Genomic DNA, 17,279 nt, shown 5'->3' with positions numbered 1-17,279 from the left:
TTTGGTGGTCGCGCCGAAAGGGGCACTTTTCGCGCCCCCCAGAGCATATTGCAGCTCGCGCCGCAATCCCGCCCCTTCAATCTTGCGGCAAACAGTCAGTGTAGATCGGGGTCACTTCGCCATCGGTCGTTGCCCGCCAAGCCAGCGAAGCGCGGCCCTGATGCTCCCACCACTCATAGCCCGCGCCGTCCGAGGGCCAGCCATAGCGCGCGCCAGAGGCGGACGGCAGGCGGCCCAACTGGATCAACCGCCCCTCGACATAGAGCACCACCACGCCCGGATCGGCACCGGGCACATAGACCACCGGCACCGAAACCCCGCGCTCACAAATGTAGGTAACGGCGGAGGTTTCGGCGCCCGCAGGCGCGGCCCAGAGCAGCGCGCAAAGGGCTGCCCTGAGGACCCGGCTCATTTGCCCGCCTTCTCCTCGATCTCGGCGGCCAGCGCCTCGGCCCGGGCGGCGATTTCAGCAAGGGTGTCTTTCACCCCCTGCGGCACCACCGGCACTTCGATCCGCTCAGGCTCGACCTTGACGTTGCGCAGGCTGGTGAGTTCGGCCTCACGCTCGGCCAGTTCCGCGCGCAACTCTGCGATGCGATCCTCGACGCTTGCGGTCTTGTCGGCCAGAAGCAGGCCCGCCATCAGCAACATCCGCGCCTCCGGCATGCGGCCCACCTGATCGCTCAGCACGCGGGCTTCGTCGTCCAGCATCTTGGCGGCAGATTGCAGATAGCTTTCTTCACCTTCCTGACAGGCGACTTCGAAATGGCGGCCGCCAATGGTGATCCGTACCTCGGGCATCAGTCGGCCCCTCCTGACTTGGGTTCTTCTTCGGCGCTCCCGTCTTGCGCAGCGCTCTCGGGCGCGGGCGCTTCGGCTTTGGCCTCTGCCCCCGTTTCATCCGCAGCTTGAACTTCCGGCTCGCCCTCTTCGACCAAGGGGGCCAGCGCGGTCAATACCGCGTCGATCTCGGCCATCTCGATCGCGCGGGTGGCGCGCAGGCTCTCCAACTCTGCAATCACGGCGGTGTCGATCAGCTTGGGATCGGCCAGCCCCTCGGCATTGGCCAGCCGCAACTGCTCACAGGCCGCCGACAGCTGCTCATTCGCCTGACGCAGACGCTGCACGTCCATATCAAGCTGCGTCACCCGGTCGTTGTTGAAGTCCATCTGCGCGCGCAGGTCGTTCAATTCGTCCTGATGGCTTTCCTTCAGCGTCTTCACCCGGTCGGTCAGCTGAGCGTTGGCTTGCCGCTCCTCTTCCAAGGCCTGCACGATATCTTCATCCGGCACTGCGGGCGCGGCGCTCAGCCGGTCCACCCCCTTGGCCATCTGGTCCATCGCGACCGTGATGCGGCGCTGATAGTCTTCAAGTTCACTCATCCGCATGAATTCTCCTCACTCGTCCTGCTCTCTCGGCGGCGTTTTCGCCTGCCGTGCCCCGGGCTGCACCCTGTTGCGGCGGCCCGTCCCGCAGATAGCGCGCGCCCCGCCCAATGTCACGCGCGCGAATCGCCCGTATCAGCCGGTTTTCGCAATCCTAGCCAAAGCGCGCTCAAATTGCGCCCCCCCTTTCGTTTCAGCGACTTGAGCCGCCAAGTTCACTCTCGCCCCCGCTATGGGCCGCCCCGGACCCCCCCGCGCACCCCAGTTGTGCTTGAACTTTGCCCCATCGCTGGTATGCACGAGCCCAATCTGCCACAGCCCCAAAGGAAGCCCCCGTGGATCTGACAGCCCTCGCAAGCGCAAACCCCGACCACTGGTCCAAGGCCACCGCCATTCGCGCGCTGACCCTCGATGCCGTGGCCGCCGCCAATTCCGGCCACTCCGGCATGCCGATGGGCATGGCCGATGTGGCCACCGTCCTTTTCGAAAAGCACCTGAAGTTCGACGCGTCCAACCCGCTTTGGCCCGACCGCGACCGATTCATCCTGTCGGCGGGCCACGGCTCCATGCTGCTTTATTCGCTGTTGCACCTGACGGGCTATGAGCAATTCCCCATCGAAGAGTTGAAGAACTTCCGCCAAATGGGCGCGCGCACCGCGGGCCACCCGGAAAATTTTCTCGCCGATGCGATTGAGACCACCACCGGCCCGCTGGGCCAAGGCATCGCCAATTCCGTCGGTTTCGCCATGGCCGAAGAGATGCTGCGCGCGCAATACGGCGCAAAGGTCGTGGACCATTACACCTATGTCATCGCTGGCGACGGCTGCCTGATGGAAGGCGTCAGCCAAGAGGCAATCACGCTGGCAGGCCGTCACAAGTTGAGCAAGCTCATCGTGATGTGGGACAACAACAACATCACCATCGACGGCCCCGTCACTCTGTCGGACACCACCGATCAGGTCACCCGCTTCAAGGCCGCAGGCTGGCATGTGATTGAGATCGACGGCCACAACCCCGATGAAATCGACGCCGCCCTGACCGAGGCGAAGGCCTCTGACCTGCCCTCGATGATTGCCTGTAAGACGCATATCGCGCTCGGCCACGCCGCGCAGGACACCTCGAAAGGCCACGGCGCGCTGACCGACGCCGAGCAGATGGCCGAAGCCAAAGCCGCCTATGGCTGGACCACCGGCCCCTTCGAAGTGCCTGCTGACGTGAAAGCCGCGTGGGAAAGGATCGGCAAACGCGGCGCCGACGCCCGCCGCGACTGGGAAGAGCGTTTCGACAAGATGCCCCGCGCCAAGCGCGAGACGTTTAACCGCGCCTTGGCTTTGGACGCGCCCAAAAAGATGAGCGCGACCGTCAAAGCCTTCAAAAAGCAGATCACCGAGAGCGCGCCCAAGATGGCGACACGCGCGGCAAGCGAGAAAGCCCTCGAAGTGCTGAACCCGATCCTGCCGGAAACCGTTGGCGGCTCGGCGGACCTGACCGGTTCGAACAACACCAAGACCAGCGATCTCGGCATCTTCGACGTCGACAACCGTGGCGGGCGCTATGTCTACTGGGGCATTCGCGAACACGGCATGGCGGCGGCAATGAACGGCATGGCGCTGCACGGCGGCCTGCGCCCCTATGGCGGCACCTTCATGTGCTTCACCGACTACGCGCGCCCCGCGATGCGTCTGGCGGCCTTGATGCAAATCCCCACGGCCTTCGTCATGACCCATGACAGCATCGGCCTTGGCGAAGATGGTCCGACCCACCAGCCGATCGAACATCTGGCGATCAGCCGTGCCACGCCCAACACCTACGTCTTCCGCCCCGCCGACGCGGTGGAAACGGCAGAGGCTTGGGAAATCGCCTTCACCGCGAAAACCACGCCATCGGTTCTGTCGCTGACCCGTCAGGGCCTGCCCACCGTGCGCCTGGAGCACAAAAACAACAACCTCACCGAAAAAGGCGCCTATGTGCTGGCCGATGCCGAGGGCAAGCGTCAGGTGATCCTGATTGCCACCGGCTCTGAGGTGCATGTCGCATTGGCCGCGCGCGAGCTGCTCCAAGCCGAAGGCATTGGCACCCGCGTCGTCTCCATGCCTTGCATGGAACTCTTCGCCGCGCAGGACGAAGCCTACCGCAAGCGCGTCCTGCCCGGTGGCGCCGTGCGCGTCGGGATCGAGGCCGGTGCCCGTCAGGGCTGGGACCAGTGGCTCTTTGGCGAGCGTGGCAAATACGGTAAGGCGGATTTCGTTGGCATGGACCGTTTCGGCGCCTCTGCCCCGGCGGAAGAACTCTTCGAGCGCTTCGGATTCACCGCAGAGAACGTGGCAGAGAAGGCCAAAGCGCTGCTCTGATCTGCGGGTCATACAATACAAAAAGGGGGCGACGGTTCATCCGTCGCCCCCTTCTTCGTTTGCTAGATAAGGTCGCTCTTAAACGGCTGCCTTATGAAACACCTTGCGCCAGATCGGCGTCACGATCTTCTCCCCGATCGGGATCAGCACCAGACCAAGCGCCAAACCAAAGAGCCCGTCGATCCCCGCCGTGGTGATCCATTCGACCGCCCCTTCGAACTGGGCCGGAACCGCATGGCCAACGGTCACGGCGATGTCGTGGATCCATTTATAGGGCGCGGCAAAGCCCATCTGCTCCAACCCGTGAATGATAATCGACCCACCGACCCAAAGCATGGCCGCCGTGCCGACAATCGTGAGCAGCTTCAAAAACCCCGGCATCCCGCGCACCAGCGCCCGGCCAATGCTCCGCGTCAGGCCAAAACGGCCCTTGTTCGCCATCACCAGACCCACATCGTCCATTTTGACAATCAAGGCGACGGAGCCATAGACCGCCACGGTGATCATGACCGCCACCGCCGCAAGCGTCGCCGCTTCCATCCAAAAGTTGCTTTCGGGGATCGCGGAAAGGGCAATGGTCATGATCTCTGCCGACAGGATAAAGTCAGTCTTGATCGCGCCCGCGGCCTTCTTCTCTTCCAGCTGCGCCGGGTCTTCGACCACCTTCTCCTTATCGGGATAATCCTCATGTCCATGCCCCCAACCAAGCGCATGGGCGACCTTTTCGGCCCCCTCGAAACACAGGTAGGCCCCGCCCAGCATCAAAAGCGGCGGGATCGCCCATGGCGCGAAATTCGCCAAAAGCAGACCCACGGGCAGCAAATACACAAGCTTGTTGCGCAACGACCCTTTGGTGATCCGCCAGATCACCGGCAGTTCCCGCTCGGCCTTGAACCCATGCAGATACTTGGGCGTCACGGCCGCATCGTCGATCACCGCGCCCGCCGCTTTCGATCCCGCCTTGGCCGCCTGCCCGATCACGTCATCCACGCTCGCTGCTGCAACTTTGGCGATGGCCGCCACGTCATCCACAAGTGCCAGTAAACCGCTCATTCCATGCCCCTTTTTGCGTGCTGCATCCGAAGTAGCATGTGCAGCCCATCTGGCAAGTCCGAAGCCGCTGCGACCTTTACCGCTAACATGTAAGTTTAACGCTAACATATGGAAATCATTTGGTTTTGCCCCTTTCCCCTGACCGCCCCTGCCGGATATAGAACCCGCGACCCCGACATACGGCCCCCCACCCGCGCGGCCCGAGACAAGGAATGCACCATGACCATCAAAGTTGGCATCAATGGATTTGGCCGCATCGGCCGCTGTACGCTCAGCCATATCGCGGCCTCGGGGCGCGATGATATCGAAGTGATCAAGGTCAACGCCACCGGCCCGCTCAGCACCGCGGCGCATCTCATCAAATACGATTCCGTCCATGGCCGCTTCCCGGGCGAGGTTCAGATCGACGACGGCTACATGAACCTCGGCCAAAACGACATCGAGATGATGTCGACCTACAACCTCGAAGAGCTTGACTGGTCCGGCTGCGACGTGGTGCTGGAATGCACCGGCAAGTTCAACGACGGCAACAAAGCAAACGTACACCTCGAAAACGGCGCAAAACGCGTGCTCCTCTCGGCGCCGGGCAAGAACGTCGACAAGACCATCGTCTACGGCGTCAACGACGACCAACTCGAAGTCTCCGACCGGATGATCTCCAACGGGTCCTGCACCACCAACTGCCTCGCGCCGCTGGCCAAGGTGATGCACGAAGCCGTGGGCATCGAAAGCGGCCTGATGACCACGATCCACAGCTACACCGGCGACCAGCCGACGCTCGACCGCCGCCACAACGACCTCTACCGCGCCCGCGCCGCCGCCATGGCGCTGATCCCCACCTCTACCGGCGCCGCCAAGGCCCTGGGCGAAGTGCTGCCGGCGCTGAAAGGCAAGCTCGACGGCACTGCCATGCGCGTGCCCACCCCCAATGTCTCGGCTGTCGACCTCACCTTCCAAGCCAGCCGCGACGTGACCGTCGAGGAAATCAACGCCGCCGCCCGCGCCGCCGCCGACGGCCCGATGAAACGCGTGCTGGCCTATGACCCCGAGCAGAAGGTCAGCATCGACTTCAACCATACCGAAGAAAGCTGCATCTTCGCCCCCGACCAGACCATCGTCGTGGCGGGCCGCACGGTGCGCGTGCTGGGCTGGTACGACAACGAATGGGCCTTCTCCGTGCGCATGGCCGATGTGGCCGTGGCCATGGGCCAGTTGGGCTAAGGCTTGCACGGCGGGGACGTGCCTGTAATATCAGGCCATCCCCGCCCGGAGCCACACCATGACCAATCCCATCGCCATCGTGCTGGCCCTCGTCATTGCCGGGGCGATGATGATTGACCTCTATGTCTATGGGGCCGACCATATGATCTATCTCGGCAAGAAACTCTTCGCGCTGATCGAATGGATGGCCTTCTGGCGGTAACCTCCCCCCAATCGCTCCCGTCACAGAATCCAAAAAAGACGCGGCCGCCATTCAAGCGCCACGCCCCTCCCCTTTCATCCTTTTAAAAATACCTCGCAGAACCGTGCCTCACACGGCCCACTCACCACTCCAGACGCTACCTCTGCGAAAACCGCTCAATCAGCACCTTATTCACCGCCGGCGTCACGAATTTGCTGACATCCCCATCCAACCGCGCGATCTCTTTCACCAATTTGCTGGCAATTGCCTGATGCGTGGCCTCGGCCATCAAAAAGACCGTCTCGATGGAATCGTCCAACTGCCGGTTCATGCCGACCATCTGGAACTCATATTCGAAATCGGACACGGCGCGCAGGCCGCGCACGATGGTCTGGGCCCCGACATCGCGCGCACAGTCGATCAACAGGTTCTCGAACGGATGCACCACGATCTCGACGCCGGTCTCTTCGGCAAGTTGCGCGCATTCCGCTTCGATCAAGGCGACCCGTTCTTCGAGGGTGAACAACGGCCCCTTGTCGCGGTTGATGGCCACGCCGATCACCAGCCGGTCGACCATACGGGCCGCGCGGCGGATGATGTCGATATGCCCCAGCGTGATCGGGTCGAACGTACCAGGGTAAAGGGCTATGCGCATGTAATTGTCCTGCGTATCTGCTGCGTTGCGGCACAGCCAATCATTTCACCGCCCCAAGCGCAAGTCGGTTAGCGGTAGCATTGCCCCGCCGTCAGTCGGCGGGGGCCACAGTTTAAAGGCCGCTTCAGTGGCCCATGATCATGCCTTCAAGGGCCTGTTTCTCCATCGACAGCTCTTGCAATTGTGCTTTGACCACATCGCCGAGGGAGATCAGCCCAACCAGTTCGCCGTTCTCAAGCACCGGCATATGGCGGAACCGTCCATCGGTCATCTTTTGCAGCACCGCATCGGACCGGTCGTCGCGGCTACAGGTCACCAATTTCCGGGTCATGAGGGTTTCGGCCGCCTGCTCCAGACAGCCCGCGCCCGCGCGGCCCAGCTCGCGCACGATGTCCCGCTCGGACAGAATCCCATCCGGCGTCTTACCATCCGCCGAGATCACCAGCGTCCCGATCCGTTTCTCGGCCAGCATCGCCGCCGCCTCGGAGATCGCCAATCCGGGTTTGGCCGTCACCACCTTGTCATCGGGCTTGGTCTTGAGAATCTGCGATACGAGCATCTGGCGCCTCCTTGGGTACAGGGCAAAGTCACCTCCAGCGTCACCGCGAAATCCTTTTCTGTCAAGCTTTTGGCGCAGTCCGGCCCGAGGTCAGCGCCTCCAGCCGCGCGGTCTCGGCCCGCAGTCCGGTGGCCAGCGCCTCGGCAAAGGCCGCCAACCGCGCGTTGCGGCGGTCATCGGCGTGGCGGATCAGATAGAAGGCGCGTTTGAGGCTCACGGCATCGGTAAGGATGCGCCGCACCCCCTGCGTCGCGGCGAGCGAGAAGTCATGCGCGACCCCAATCCCCCCGCCCTGCTGGATCATCCGCACCTGCACGGAGACGGAATTCGACGCCAGCGCCACCCGGCTGATGCCAAGGTCCGCAAGGTAATCCAACTCACGGTCAAAGATCATATCGGGGATATAGCCGACCATCCGATGCCCTTGCAGATCGCCCACGGCGGTCACCTCGGGGTGCTGCGCCAGATAGCTTTCCGCGGCGGCGAGATGGAGGTGGTAGTCCGTCACTTTTTGCACCACCAGCCGCCCCGCCGTGGGCGCACTCACCCCGATGGCCATATCCGCCTCGCGCCTGGACAGGTTGAAGACGCGCGGCAATGCGATGATCTGCACGTCCAGATCGGGGTTCTTCGCGGCAATGGCCGCACAGACCTGCGGTAGCAGATAGTTCGCCGCCCCATCGGGCGCGCCGACACGGATCTGCCCCGAAAGCTGATCGCTTTGCACCTGCACCCCGGCGGTGGCCGCGCGCATCGCCTGTTCGGCCCGCTCTGCCCGTTGCATGAGGTCTCGCCCCGCCTCGGTCAGCATATAGCCCTGTGGCGATTTCACGAAGAGGACGGTTTGCAACGCCTTTTCTAACCGTGCCATGCGGCGGCCCAGCGTCGCTGGATCGAGCCGGAGCAGCTTACCCGCGCCTGACAGGCTTTCCTCTCGTGCGACGGCCAGAAACAGCCGCAGGTCATCCCAATTCTGATCCATCTACCTGCCCTCTTACGTTTTGCAAAAATGCAAGACGGTTTTGCCATCCTTCCTCTGTTCCGGTTCTTTTTGCAAGGCTATCGTGCCGCCAACCATAGAGGAGACCGATCATGCAAGAGATGACGCATTACCTGAACGGCGAACATGTCAAAGGCACCTCCGGGCGCTTTGCCGATGTGATGAACCCCGCCACTGGCGAGGTGCAGGCCAAGGTGCCGCTCGCCAATGGCGACGAGTTGAACAAGGCCGTGGAATACGCCCAAGCCGCGCAGCCGAAATGGGCGGCCACCAACCCGCAGCGTCGCGCCCGCGTATTGATGAAATTCGTGGCCTTGCTGAACCGCGACATGGACAAGCTGGCCGAGGCGCTGAGCCGCGAGCACGGCAAGACCCTGCCCGACGCCGCCGGCGACGTGCAGCGTGGCCTCGAAGTGGTGGAATACTGCATCGGCGCGCCGGAACTGCTGAAGGGTGATTTCACCGACAGCGCCGGCCCCGGGATCGACATGTACTCCATGCGCCAGCCCTTGGGTGTTACCGCGGGCATCACGCCCTTCAACTTCCCCGCCATGATCCCGATGTGGATGTTCGCGCCCGCCATCGCCTGCGGCAACGCCTTCATCCTCAAACCGTCCGAGCGTGACCCCTCCGTCCCGCTGATGCTGGCCGAACTTCTGGAAGAAGCCGGTCTGCCCAAGGGCATCATCCAGGTCGTCAACGGTGACAAAGAAGCGGTCGACGCGATCCTGCACCATGACGTGATCCAGTCCGTCGGCTTCGTCGGCTCCACCCCGATCGCCGAGTACATCTATGCCACCGGCTGCGCCAACGGCAAACGCGTGCAGTGCTTCGGGGGTGCCAAGAACCACATGATCATCATGCCCGACGCCGACCTCGACCAGGCCGCCGACGCGCTGGTGGGTGCGGGCTACGGTGCCGCGGGCGAACGCTGCATGGCGATCTCGGTCGCAGTGCCGGTGGGCGAGGAAACCGCCGACCGCCTGATCGAGAAGCTGGTGCCGCGCATCGAGAAGCTAAAAGTCGGCCCCTACACCGCGGGCAATGACGTGGACTACGGCCCTGTGGTCACCGCCGCCGCCAAGGCCAATATCGAGCGTCTGGTCCAGACCGGCATCGATCAGGGCGCGGAACTGGTCGTCGATGGGCGCGATTTCAAACTTCAGGGCTACGAGAACGGTTACTTCGTCGGCCCGCACCTGTTTGACCGCGCGACCAAGGACATGGACATCTACCAGCAGGAAATCTTCGGCCCCGTGCTGACCTGCGTCCGCGCTAAGGACTACGAAGAGGCGCTTGGCCTCGCGATGGACCATGAATACGGCAACGGCACGGCGATCTTCACCCGTGACGGCGACGCGGCGCGTGACTTTGCCAACCGCATCAACATCGGCATGGTCGGCGTGAACGTGCCGATCCCGGTGCCGCTGGCCTATCACACCTTCGGCGGCTGGAAGAAATCCGTCTTCGGCGATCTGAACCAGCACGGTCCGGATGCGTTCAAGTTCTACACCCGCACCAAAACCGTCACGGCCCGTTGGCCGAGCGGCATCAAGGAGGGTGGCGAGTTCTCCATCCCCGTGATGGAGTGATCCATCACGCCGGCTGCCCCCGCGGCAGTCGGCCCCATTGAACGAGGCCAGCGCCATGCAAAAAGAATTCACCATCGGTATCGAAGAAGAGTACCTTCTAGTCGACAAGGATTCACTGGCGCTGGCTGACACGCCCGAAGGGCTGATGGAAGACTGCCGCAAGGACCTCGGCGATCAGGTCAGCCCCGAGATGCTGCAATGTCAGATCGAGATCGGCTCGAAGCCCTGCACCGATGTGGCCGCGGCCCGCGATGATTTGCGCCACCTGCGCAGCACCATCGCCAAACATGCCGCCAAACACAACCTCGCCCCCATCGCCGTGTCCTGCCATCCGTTTTCGGATTGGAAGAACCAGGAGATCACCCACAAGGAACGCTACGCCAAGATCGAGAACGAGTTGGAAAACGTCGCCCGCCGCATGTTGAGCTGCGGGATGCATGTGCATGTGGGGATCGAGGGCGATGACCTGCGCATCGATCTGATGCCGCAGTTCTCCTATTTCCTGCCACATCTGCTGGCGCTCTCGGCCTCCTCGCCCTATTGGCAGGGCGAAGACACCGGGTTGGCTTCCTACCGACTTGCGGTGATGGAGAGCATGCCGCGCACCGGCCTGCCGCCGCTGCTTCATAGCTGGGGGGAATATGAGCGCAGCACGCAGGCGTTGATCGACCTCGACATCATTCCCGATCAATCGAAAATATGGTGGGACCTGCGCCCCTCGACCCATTACCCCACGCTGGAAAGCCGCATTTGCGATGTGCAGCCGCGCCTGTCGCATGCGCTTGGGCTGGCGGGTCTGACCCAGTCTATCGCGCGCTTCCTCCTGCGCCTGCGCGACAGCAACCTGCGTTGGCGCGAGTATGACCGTTTCCTGATTGAAGAAAACCGCTGGCGCGCGCAGCGCTACGGGGTGAACGAGACGCTGATCGACTTTGGCGGGCCGACCCTCAAACCCTTCGACCAACTGTTCGAAGAGATCATCGGCCTGATCGCCGAAGACGCTGAGGCGCTTGGCTGTTTGGACGAGGTCTGCGCCCTGCGCGATGTCGTCAAACAGGGCACCTCCGCCGACCGGCAGCGCAAAGTCTGGGCCGACGCCCCCGAGGGCAAAGGCGGCGAAGCGGTCGTGCGCCAGTTGATAGAGGAATACCACGCCGATCTGTGACGCTTGTTGCGACTCCTTTCGGCTGATAGAATTAAACAAGTGTTCAGTTCCAAGGGCACATGACTTCAGGGAGGAGCCGCGATGGATTTCGCATTGAACGAGGAACAGACCGCCATTTTCGACATGGCCCATGCCTTTGGGCAGGACAATATCGCCCCCCATGCCCAGCAGTGGGAGAAGGATGGCACCATTCCCAAGGAGCTGTGGCCGCAGATCGGCGAGCTGGGTTTTGGCGGGCTCTACGTCTCCGAGGAAACCGGCGGCGCGGGTCTCACGCGCCTCGACGCCACGCTGGTCTTCGAGGCGCTCTCGATGGCCTGCCCCTCGGTCGCGGCGTTCCTCTCAATCCATAACATGTGCGCCAAAATGCTCGACACTTTCGCCAGTGACGAGATGAAAGAGCGCGTCATGCCCAAGGTGCTGACCATGGAGACGGTGCTGAGCTACTGCCTGACCGAACCCGGCTCCGGCTCCGACGCGGCGGCGCTGAAGACCCGCTGCGAGCGCAGCAATGAGGGCTACACGCTGAACGGCACCAAGGCCTTTATCTCGGGCGGCGGCTATTCGGATGCCTATGTCACCATGGTGCGCACCTCCGACGACGGCGCGCGCGGGGTTTCGACCGTCTATGTCGAGGACGGCACCCCCGGCCTCAGCTTCGGCGGGTTGGAAGACAAGATGGGTTGGCGCAGCCAGCCGACCGCGCTGGTGCAGTTCGACGATTGCAAGATCGGGGCCGAGAACCTTGTCGGTGAAGAGGGCAAAGGCTTCAAATACGCCATGGCGGGGCTCGACGGCGGGCGGCTTAACATCTCCGCCTGCTCGCTTGGCGCGGCACAAACCGCGCTGAACAAGACGCTGGAATACATGGGCGACCGCAAGGCCTTCGGCCAGACCATCGACCAGTTCCAGGGGCTGCAGTTCCGTCTCGCCGACATGGAGATCGAGTTGCAGGCCGCGCGCACCTTCCTGCGCCAAGCGGCGTGGAAGCTCGACACCGGTGCGCCGGACGCCACCAAGTTCTGCGCCATGGCCAAGAAATTCGTGACCGAGACCGGCAGCAAGGTCGTCGACCAATGTCTGCAACTGCACGGCGGCTACGGCTACCTTGCCGACTACGGCATCGAGAAGCTGGTCCGCGACCTGCGGGTGCACCAGATCCTCGAAGGCACCAATGAGATCATGCGCGTGATCGTCGCCCGCGACATGCTCAAGAACCGCTGAGGCCCCCATGAGTGACATCGACATCCGCAAAACGGGTCGCGCGGGCCGCATCACCCTAACACGGCCCAAGGCGCTGAACGCGCTGAGCTACGACATGTGTATCGCCATCGAGAAGGCCATTGATGTTTGGCGCGACGACCCGGAGGTCGCGGTCGTCGTGTTGGACGCGGAGGGCGAGAAAGCCTTCTGCGCTGGCGGCGACGTCGCGCAACTCTACCAGACCGGCAAGGAGGGCGATTACGATTTCGCCCGGCAGTTCTGGGCCGATGAATACCGGCTCAACAACAAGCTGCATGGCTACCCCAAGCCGGTGATCTCCTTCATGCAGGGCTTCACCATGGGCGGCGGCGTCGGCATCGGTTGCCACGGCTCGCACCGCGTCGTGGGGGAGGCGAGCAAGATCGCCATGCCGGAATGCGGCATCGGACTGGTGCCAGACGTGGGCGGCACGCTGCTGCTGGCGCAAGCGCCGGGGCGGATGGGCGAATACCTCGGCCTCACCGGGGCGCGCATGGGTCCGGCGGATGTGCTGCACGCGGGCTTTGCCGACTACTTCATCCCCGAGGACCAATGGCCCGAGCTAATCGCGCAACTGGAAGAGAACGGCGATCCCTTCATCCTCGACCGCGCGGCGACGACCCCGCCCCCATCTAGACTGGCCGAGGTTCAAGATGAGGTGGATCACCTTTTCGCCCCGGAGAATTTGGAAAAGATCGAAGCCACCTTTTCCATATCGGAAAGCGCCTTCGCCGCCGAGACGCTGAAGACCCTGCGCCGCAGCTCCCCCCTGTCGATGGGCTGCACGCTGGAAATGCTCCGCCGTCTGCGCGGCCCGGGCATCGGCATGGTCCCGGCGCTGCAACAGGAATACCGCTTTACCGCGCGGTCACTGGAGAAAGGCGACTTCATCGAAGGCGTGCGCGCCGCGATCATCGACAAGGATCGCAGCCCCAACTGGCAACATGCCGCTTGGAACGTACCGCAGGCCGATGTCGAAGCCATGCTCGCCCCCTTGGGCGACAACGAATTGAAGTTGGAGGAAAATTCATGAGCAAACTCACAATCGGTTTCATCGGACTGGGCAACATGGGCGGCCCGATGGCGGCCAACCTCGCCGCCGCGGGTCATACGGTGCGCGGCAATGACGTGGCTGGCACCACCGCCGAAGGGGTAGCCGAAGCCAAGACCATCGCCGAAGCGGTGACCGACGCCGATGTCGTCATCACCATGCTGCCCAATGGCGCGATCCTGCGCCAAGTTGCCGAAGAAGCTGTCGCCCATATGGCCCCCGGCGCGCTGCTGATCGACTGTTCCACCGTCGATGTGGAAAGCGCGCGTTTCGCGGCAGAGGCGGCGCAGAAAGCCGGGCTGCTTTTCGTCGACGCCCCCGTCTCCGGCGGCATCGGCGGCGCACAGGGCGGCACGCTCACCTTCATGGCAGGTGGTGCGGAGGCGGCCTTCGAGAAAGCCAAACCGCTCTTCGACATCATGGGTCAAAAGGCCGTACACTGCGGCGACGCAGGCGCTGGCCAAGCCGCGAAGATCTGCAACAACATGATCCTCGGCGCCACGATGATCGCCACCTGCGAAGCCTTCGCGCTGGCCGACAAGCTGGGCCTAGATCGGGAGCGGATGTTCGACGTGGTCAGCACGTCCTCCGGCTATTCATGGTCGATGAACGCCTACTGCCCTGCCCCCGGAGTCGGTCCGCAGTCGCCTGCCGACAATGACTACAAACCGGGCTTCGCGGCGGAGTTGATGCTGAAAGACCTTGGCCTCGCGCAGCAAGCCGCTGAAATGGCCAATGCCGACACGCCCATGGGCGCACTGGCGAAAGAGCTCTACACCCGCTTCGTCGAAGAAGAAGGCGGCAAGGGCAAAGATTTCTCCGCCATGCTCCCGCGGTTCGAACAGCGCGGATATAAGGGCTAAGCCCCTAACATAACTGACACGGTGAAGTGGCGGCGGTTATTCCGCCGCCACTTTCGTCTCCTTGCGCAACATGGGCTTGAGGTACTTCCCCGTGTAGCTCTCAGCCACTTCCGCGACCTTTTCGGGCGTACCCGTGGCCACAACACGGCCCCCGCCATCACCGCCCTCGGGACCGATATCGATGATGTGATCCGCGGTTTTCACCACGTCGAGGTTGTGCTCAATCACCACGACGGAGTTGCCCTGATCAACCAATTCATGCAGCACTTCCAAAAGCTTACGCACGTCTTCAAAGTGCAAACCGGTGGTTGGCTCATCCAGAATGTAAAGCGTGCGCCCCGTCGAGCGTTTGCTCAGCTCCTTGCTGAGTTTCACCCGCTGCGCCTCACCGCCCGAAAGCGTCGTCGCCTGTTGACCCACCTTGATATACCCTAGGCCGACCCGCATCAGCGCGTCCATCTTCTCCCGGATCGACGGCACCGCGGCAAAGAAGTTCTGCGCATCTTCCACAGTCATATCAAGGACATCTGCGATGCTCTTGCCCTTGAACTTCACCTCGAGCGTCTCACGGTTATAACGCGCGCCCTTACAGGTCTCGCATTCCACGTAGACATCTGGCAGGAAATGCATCTCAATCTTGATGACCCCATCGCCCTGACAGGCCTCGCAACGCCCCCCTTTGACATTGAAGGAGAAGCGCCCGGGCTTATAGCCGCGCTCATTGGCCTCCGGCAGACCGGCAAACCAATCGCGGATTGGGGTGAAGGCCCCGGTGTAAGTCGCTGGATTCGAACGCGGAGTTCGCCCAATCGGGCGTTGGTCAATGTCGATGACCTTATCGAGATGCTCCAACCCCTTGATCGTTTGACATGGCGCTGGCGTCTGCCGGGCCCCATTCAGATTCATCGAAGCGGTCTTGAACAAGGTTTCAATCGTCAGGGTCGATTTGCCGCCCCCCGACACGCCCGTCACGCAGACGAATTTCCCCAGCGGAAAGTCCACCGTCACATTCTGCAAGTTGTTGCCGGTGGCCTTTACCACCTGCAACTTCTTCTTATTCCCCTTGCGCCGCTTCGCCGGGACGGAGATTTCGCGAACGCCGGTAAGGTACTGACCCGTAACTGAATTCGGATCGGCTGCAACCTCTTGCGGCGTGCCATGGCTGATAACCTGTCCGCCGTGGACCCCAGCCCCCGGCCCAATATCAAAGACGTAATCCGCCTCGCGGATGGCCTCCTCATCGTGCTCCACCACGATCACGGTGTTCCCCTGATCGCGCAGGTTCTTCAATGTATCGAGCAGACGGTCATTGTCGCGCTGGTGCAAGCCAATCGATGGCTCATCAAGAACATAGAGAACCCCCGTCAGCCCCGAGCCGATCTGGCTCGCCAAACGAATGCGCTGGCTCTCACCGCCACTTAACGTACCACTTGAACGTGACATCGTAAGGTACTCAAGACCAACGTTATTTAGGAAACCAAGACGTTCCCGGATTTCCTTCAAAATGGCCCGGGCAATCTCGTTCTTCTGATCGGTCAGATGGTCTGGCACCGTCTTGCACCAGTCGAAAGCCTCGCGGATCGACATCTCGACCACTTTGCCGATATGCAGCAATTCATCTTCACCACCGTCGCGCGGGCCAATCCGCACCGCCAGCGCTTCGGGCCGCAGGCGATAGCCGCCGCAAGTGCCACAGGGGCGGTTATTCTGGTAGCGTTCGAACTCCTCGCGCACCCAATTACTATCGGTTTCGCGGTAGCGCCGCTGCATGTTGGGGATGACCCCTTCGAAAACCCGCTTCACCTCATAGACGCGGCCGCCCTCATCATAACGGAAGGTGATCTCCTCCTTACCGGAACCATGGAGGAAGACGTTCTGGACCTTTTCAGGCAGGTCTTTCCAACGGGTCTTCTGATCAAAATTATAATGTTTCGCAATGGCTTCGATGGTCTGCTTAAAGTACGGAGACTTCCCCTTACGCCAAGGCGCCAGCGCACCATCATAGATCTTCAGGTTTTGATCCGGCACCACCAAACGTTCATCGAAGAAAAGCTCGACCCCAAGGCCGTCACAAGACGGGCAAGCCCCGAAGGGCGCGTTGAAAGAGAACAGCCGCGGCTCAATCTCGGGGATGGTGAAACCACTGACGGGACAGGCGAATTTCTCGGAGAACGTATGGCGTTCCGGCTCACCTTCGCTGGGGGCCGTCTCTAGCACGGCGATCCCATCGGCAAGGTCGAGCGCGGTGCGAAGCGAGTCCGCAAGCCGCGTTTCCAAACCTTCGCGCACCACGATCCGGTCGACGACGACGTCGATGTCATGACGGAATTTCTTATCCAAGGTGGGCGGCTCATCCAGATCGTAGAAGTCGCCATTTACCTTGACCCGCTGGAAGCCCTGCTTGCGCAACTCAATAAATTCCTTGCGGTATTCACCCTTGCGGTCGCGGATGATGGGGGCCAGCAGATAGGCCCGCGTGCCCTCTTCCATCGTCATGATCCGGTCGACCATGTCCTGCACCTGCTGGGCCTCGATCGGCTTGCCCGTGGCGGGGCTATAGGGCGTGCCGACGCGGGCGAAGAGCAGACGCAGGTAGTCGTAGATCTCGGTCACCGTGCCGACGGTCGACCTCGGGTTCTTCGACGTGGTTTTTTGCTCGATCGAGATGGCGGGGCTGAGGCCGGAGATGTGATCCACATCCGGCTTTTGCATCATATCAAGGAACTGCCGCGCATAGGCCGAGAGCGATTCCACATAGCGCCGCTGCCCTTCGGCATAGATCGTGTCGAAGGCAAGGCTCGACTTGCCGGAACCAGAAAGCCCGGTGATCACAACCAGTTGGTCCCGTGGAATATCCACGTCGATGTTCTTCAAATTGTGCTCGCGCGCGCCGCGCACTTCAATATTCTTCAGCTCAGCCATCACATGCCCCTCTTAACGATTTGTACATAGGTGCTGATG

General features: G+C 62.2%; 16 protein-coding genes. 8 read left to right on the top strand and 8 right to left on the bottom strand.

The window, feature by feature from the left end:
- Positions 1 to 76 precede the first annotated feature (76 nt).
- Genes ACGYLA_RS08370 through ACGYLA_RS08360 form a run of 3 tightly spaced genes read right to left on the bottom strand, consistent with a single transcriptional unit; the run spans position 77 to position 1,382 of the window.
- Positions 77 to 412, bottom strand: coding sequence for an MliC family protein (locus tag ACGYLA_RS08370; RefSeq protein WP_394431791.1), 336 nt, complete (start codon positions 410 to 412; stop codon positions 77 to 79).
- Positions 409 to 801, bottom strand: a complete 393-nt coding sequence (locus ACGYLA_RS08365; RefSeq protein ID WP_168613525.1) for a cell division protein ZapA — start codon at positions 799 to 801, stop codon at positions 409 to 411. The genes ACGYLA_RS08370 and ACGYLA_RS08365 overlap by 4 nt, the downstream gene beginning before the upstream one ends.
- Positions 801 to 1,382, bottom strand: coding sequence for a hypothetical protein (locus tag ACGYLA_RS08360; protein WP_394431789.1), 582 nt, complete (start codon positions 1,380 to 1,382; stop codon positions 801 to 803). Before ACGYLA_RS08360 ends, ACGYLA_RS08365 begins: the two co-directional genes overlap by 1 nt.
- A 338-nt stretch (positions 1,383 to 1,720) precedes the next feature.
- Here ACGYLA_RS08360 and tkt point away from each other — a divergent pair, with 338 nt between their 5' ends.
- Positions 1,721 to 3,736 (top strand): transketolase, encoded by a 2,016-nt coding sequence (gene tkt, locus ACGYLA_RS08355; RefSeq protein ID WP_394431787.1) that lies wholly within the window; start codon positions 1,721 to 1,723, stop codon positions 3,734 to 3,736.
- Between the two features lie 78 nt (positions 3,737 to 3,814).
- Here tkt and ACGYLA_RS08350 read toward each other — a convergent pair whose 3' ends face one another.
- Positions 3,815 to 4,789, bottom strand: a complete 975-nt coding sequence (locus ACGYLA_RS08350) for a DUF808 domain-containing protein (RefSeq protein WP_394431785.1) — start codon at positions 4,787 to 4,789, stop codon at positions 3,815 to 3,817.
- A 219-nt stretch (positions 4,790 to 5,008) separates the two neighbouring features.
- On the opposite strand from ACGYLA_RS08350, the gene gap reads away from it, so the two are divergent.
- Entirely contained in the window at positions 5,009 to 6,010 is a 1,002-nt protein-coding gene (gene gap / locus ACGYLA_RS08345; RefSeq protein ID WP_271691494.1) for a type I glyceraldehyde-3-phosphate dehydrogenase, read from the top strand.
- A 58-nt stretch (positions 6,011 to 6,068) separates the two neighbouring features.
- A complete protein-coding gene (locus ACGYLA_RS08340) occupies positions 6,069 to 6,212 on the top strand; it encodes a hypothetical protein (RefSeq protein ID WP_394431782.1) in 144 nt (47 codons plus the stop codon).
- A gap of 136 nt (positions 6,213 to 6,348) precedes the next feature.
- Here ACGYLA_RS08340 and coaD read toward each other — a convergent pair whose 3' ends face one another.
- The 3 genes from coaD to ACGYLA_RS08325 form a co-directional block, all read right to left on the bottom strand.
- The gene (gene coaD, locus ACGYLA_RS08335; protein WP_067265450.1) at positions 6,349 to 6,846 is read right to left on the bottom strand and encodes a pantetheine-phosphate adenylyltransferase; all 498 of its coding nucleotides are present in this window, start codon (positions 6,844 to 6,846) and stop codon (positions 6,349 to 6,351) included.
- Positions 6,847 to 6,970: 124 nt separating this feature from the next.
- Positions 6,971 to 7,405 (bottom strand): CBS domain-containing protein, encoded by a 435-nt coding sequence (locus ACGYLA_RS08330; protein WP_394431780.1) that lies wholly within the window; start codon positions 7,403 to 7,405, stop codon positions 6,971 to 6,973.
- Positions 7,406 to 7,466: 61 nt separating this feature from the next.
- On the bottom strand, positions 7,467 to 8,387 hold the full coding sequence (locus tag ACGYLA_RS08325; RefSeq protein WP_271687086.1) for a LysR family transcriptional regulator: 921 nt from the start codon (positions 8,385 to 8,387) through the stop codon (positions 7,467 to 7,469).
- Between the two features lie 110 nt (positions 8,388 to 8,497).
- Between ACGYLA_RS08325 and ACGYLA_RS08320 the strand changes: the two genes are divergently transcribed.
- From ACGYLA_RS08320 to mmsB, 5 genes are all read left to right on the top strand, one after another.
- Complete coding sequence (locus ACGYLA_RS08320) at positions 8,498 to 9,997, top strand: CoA-acylating methylmalonate-semialdehyde dehydrogenase (protein ID WP_394431778.1); 1,500 nt, start codon at positions 8,498 to 8,500, stop codon at positions 9,995 to 9,997.
- A 55-nt stretch (positions 9,998 to 10,052) separates the two neighbouring features.
- The gene (locus ACGYLA_RS08315; protein WP_394431776.1) at positions 10,053 to 11,162 is read left to right on the top strand and encodes a carboxylate-amine ligase; all 1,110 of its coding nucleotides are present in this window, start codon (positions 10,053 to 10,055) and stop codon (positions 11,160 to 11,162) included.
- Positions 11,163 to 11,243: 81 nt separating this feature from the next.
- A complete protein-coding gene (locus tag ACGYLA_RS08310; protein ID WP_394431774.1) occupies positions 11,244 to 12,386 on the top strand; it encodes an acyl-CoA dehydrogenase family protein in 1,143 nt (380 codons plus the stop codon).
- Positions 12,387 to 12,393: 7 nt separating this feature from the next.
- Positions 12,394 to 13,437 carry an enoyl-CoA hydratase/isomerase family protein gene (locus ACGYLA_RS08305; RefSeq protein WP_394431772.1) on the top strand — a complete coding sequence of 348 codons (1,044 nt, stop codon included), beginning with the start codon at positions 12,394 to 12,396 and terminating at the stop codon, positions 13,435 to 13,437.
- Positions 13,434 to 14,318, top strand: coding sequence for a 3-hydroxyisobutyrate dehydrogenase (mmsB, locus tag ACGYLA_RS08300; RefSeq protein WP_394431770.1), 885 nt, complete (start codon positions 13,434 to 13,436; stop codon positions 14,316 to 14,318). The genes ACGYLA_RS08305 and mmsB overlap by 4 nt, the downstream gene beginning before the upstream one ends.
- A gap of 36 nt (positions 14,319 to 14,354) precedes the next feature.
- On the opposite strand, the gene uvrA is transcribed toward mmsB, so the two are convergent.
- A complete protein-coding gene (gene uvrA, locus ACGYLA_RS08295; RefSeq protein ID WP_394431768.1) occupies positions 14,355 to 17,240 on the bottom strand; it encodes an excinuclease ABC subunit UvrA in 2,886 nt (961 codons plus the stop codon).
- Between the last annotated feature and the right edge of the window lie 39 nt (positions 17,241 to 17,279).

It is taken from the genome of Sulfitobacter sp. 1A13679 (assembly GCF_043557115.1).
GTDB lineage: Bacteria > Pseudomonadota > Alphaproteobacteria > Rhodobacterales > Rhodobacteraceae > Sulfitobacter > Sulfitobacter faviae.
This window is presented reverse-complemented; position numbering and strand designations above follow the sequence as displayed.

Excerpts from the sequence above, each read along its gene's own strand:
- ACGYLA_RS08370 (WP_394431791.1), bottom strand. The coding sequence starts at position 412 with ATGAGCCGGGTCCTCAGGGCAGCCCTTTGCGCGCTGCTCTGGGCCGCG.
- ACGYLA_RS08365 (WP_168613525.1), bottom strand. The coding sequence starts at position 801 with ATGCCCGAGGTACGGATCACCATTGGCGGCCGCCATTTCGAAGTCGCC.
- ACGYLA_RS08360 (WP_394431789.1), bottom strand. The coding sequence starts at position 1,382 with ATGAGTGAACTTGAAGACTATCAGCGCCGCATCACGGTCGCGATGGAC.
- ACGYLA_RS08350 (WP_394431785.1), bottom strand. The coding sequence starts at position 4,789 with ATGAGCGGTTTACTGGCACTTGTGGATGACGTGGCGGCCATCGCCAAA.
- gap (WP_271691494.1), top strand. The coding sequence starts at position 5,009 with ATGACCATCAAAGTTGGCATCAATGGATTTGGCCGCATCGGCCGCTGT.
- ACGYLA_RS08340 (WP_394431782.1), top strand. The coding sequence starts at position 6,069 with ATGACCAATCCCATCGCCATCGTGCTGGCCCTCGTCATTGCCGGGGCG.
- coaD (WP_067265450.1), bottom strand. The coding sequence starts at position 6,846 with ATGCGCATAGCCCTTTACCCTGGTACGTTCGACCCGATCACGCTGGGG.
- ACGYLA_RS08330 (WP_394431780.1), bottom strand. The coding sequence starts at position 7,405 with ATGCTCGTATCGCAGATTCTCAAGACCAAGCCCGATGACAAGGTGGTG.
- ACGYLA_RS08325 (WP_271687086.1), bottom strand. The coding sequence starts at position 8,387 with ATGGATCAGAATTGGGATGACCTGCGGCTGTTTCTGGCCGTCGCACGA.
- ACGYLA_RS08320 (WP_394431778.1), top strand. The coding sequence starts at position 8,498 with ATGCAAGAGATGACGCATTACCTGAACGGCGAACATGTCAAAGGCACC.
- ACGYLA_RS08315 (WP_394431776.1), top strand. The coding sequence starts at position 10,053 with ATGCAAAAAGAATTCACCATCGGTATCGAAGAAGAGTACCTTCTAGTC.
- ACGYLA_RS08310 (WP_394431774.1), top strand. The coding sequence starts at position 11,244 with ATGGATTTCGCATTGAACGAGGAACAGACCGCCATTTTCGACATGGCC.
- ACGYLA_RS08305 (WP_394431772.1), top strand. The coding sequence starts at position 12,394 with ATGAGTGACATCGACATCCGCAAAACGGGTCGCGCGGGCCGCATCACC.
- mmsB (WP_394431770.1), top strand. The coding sequence starts at position 13,434 with ATGAGCAAACTCACAATCGGTTTCATCGGACTGGGCAACATGGGCGGC.
- uvrA (WP_394431768.1), bottom strand. The coding sequence starts at position 17,240 with ATGGCTGAGCTGAAGAATATTGAAGTGCGCGGCGCGCGCGAGCACAAT.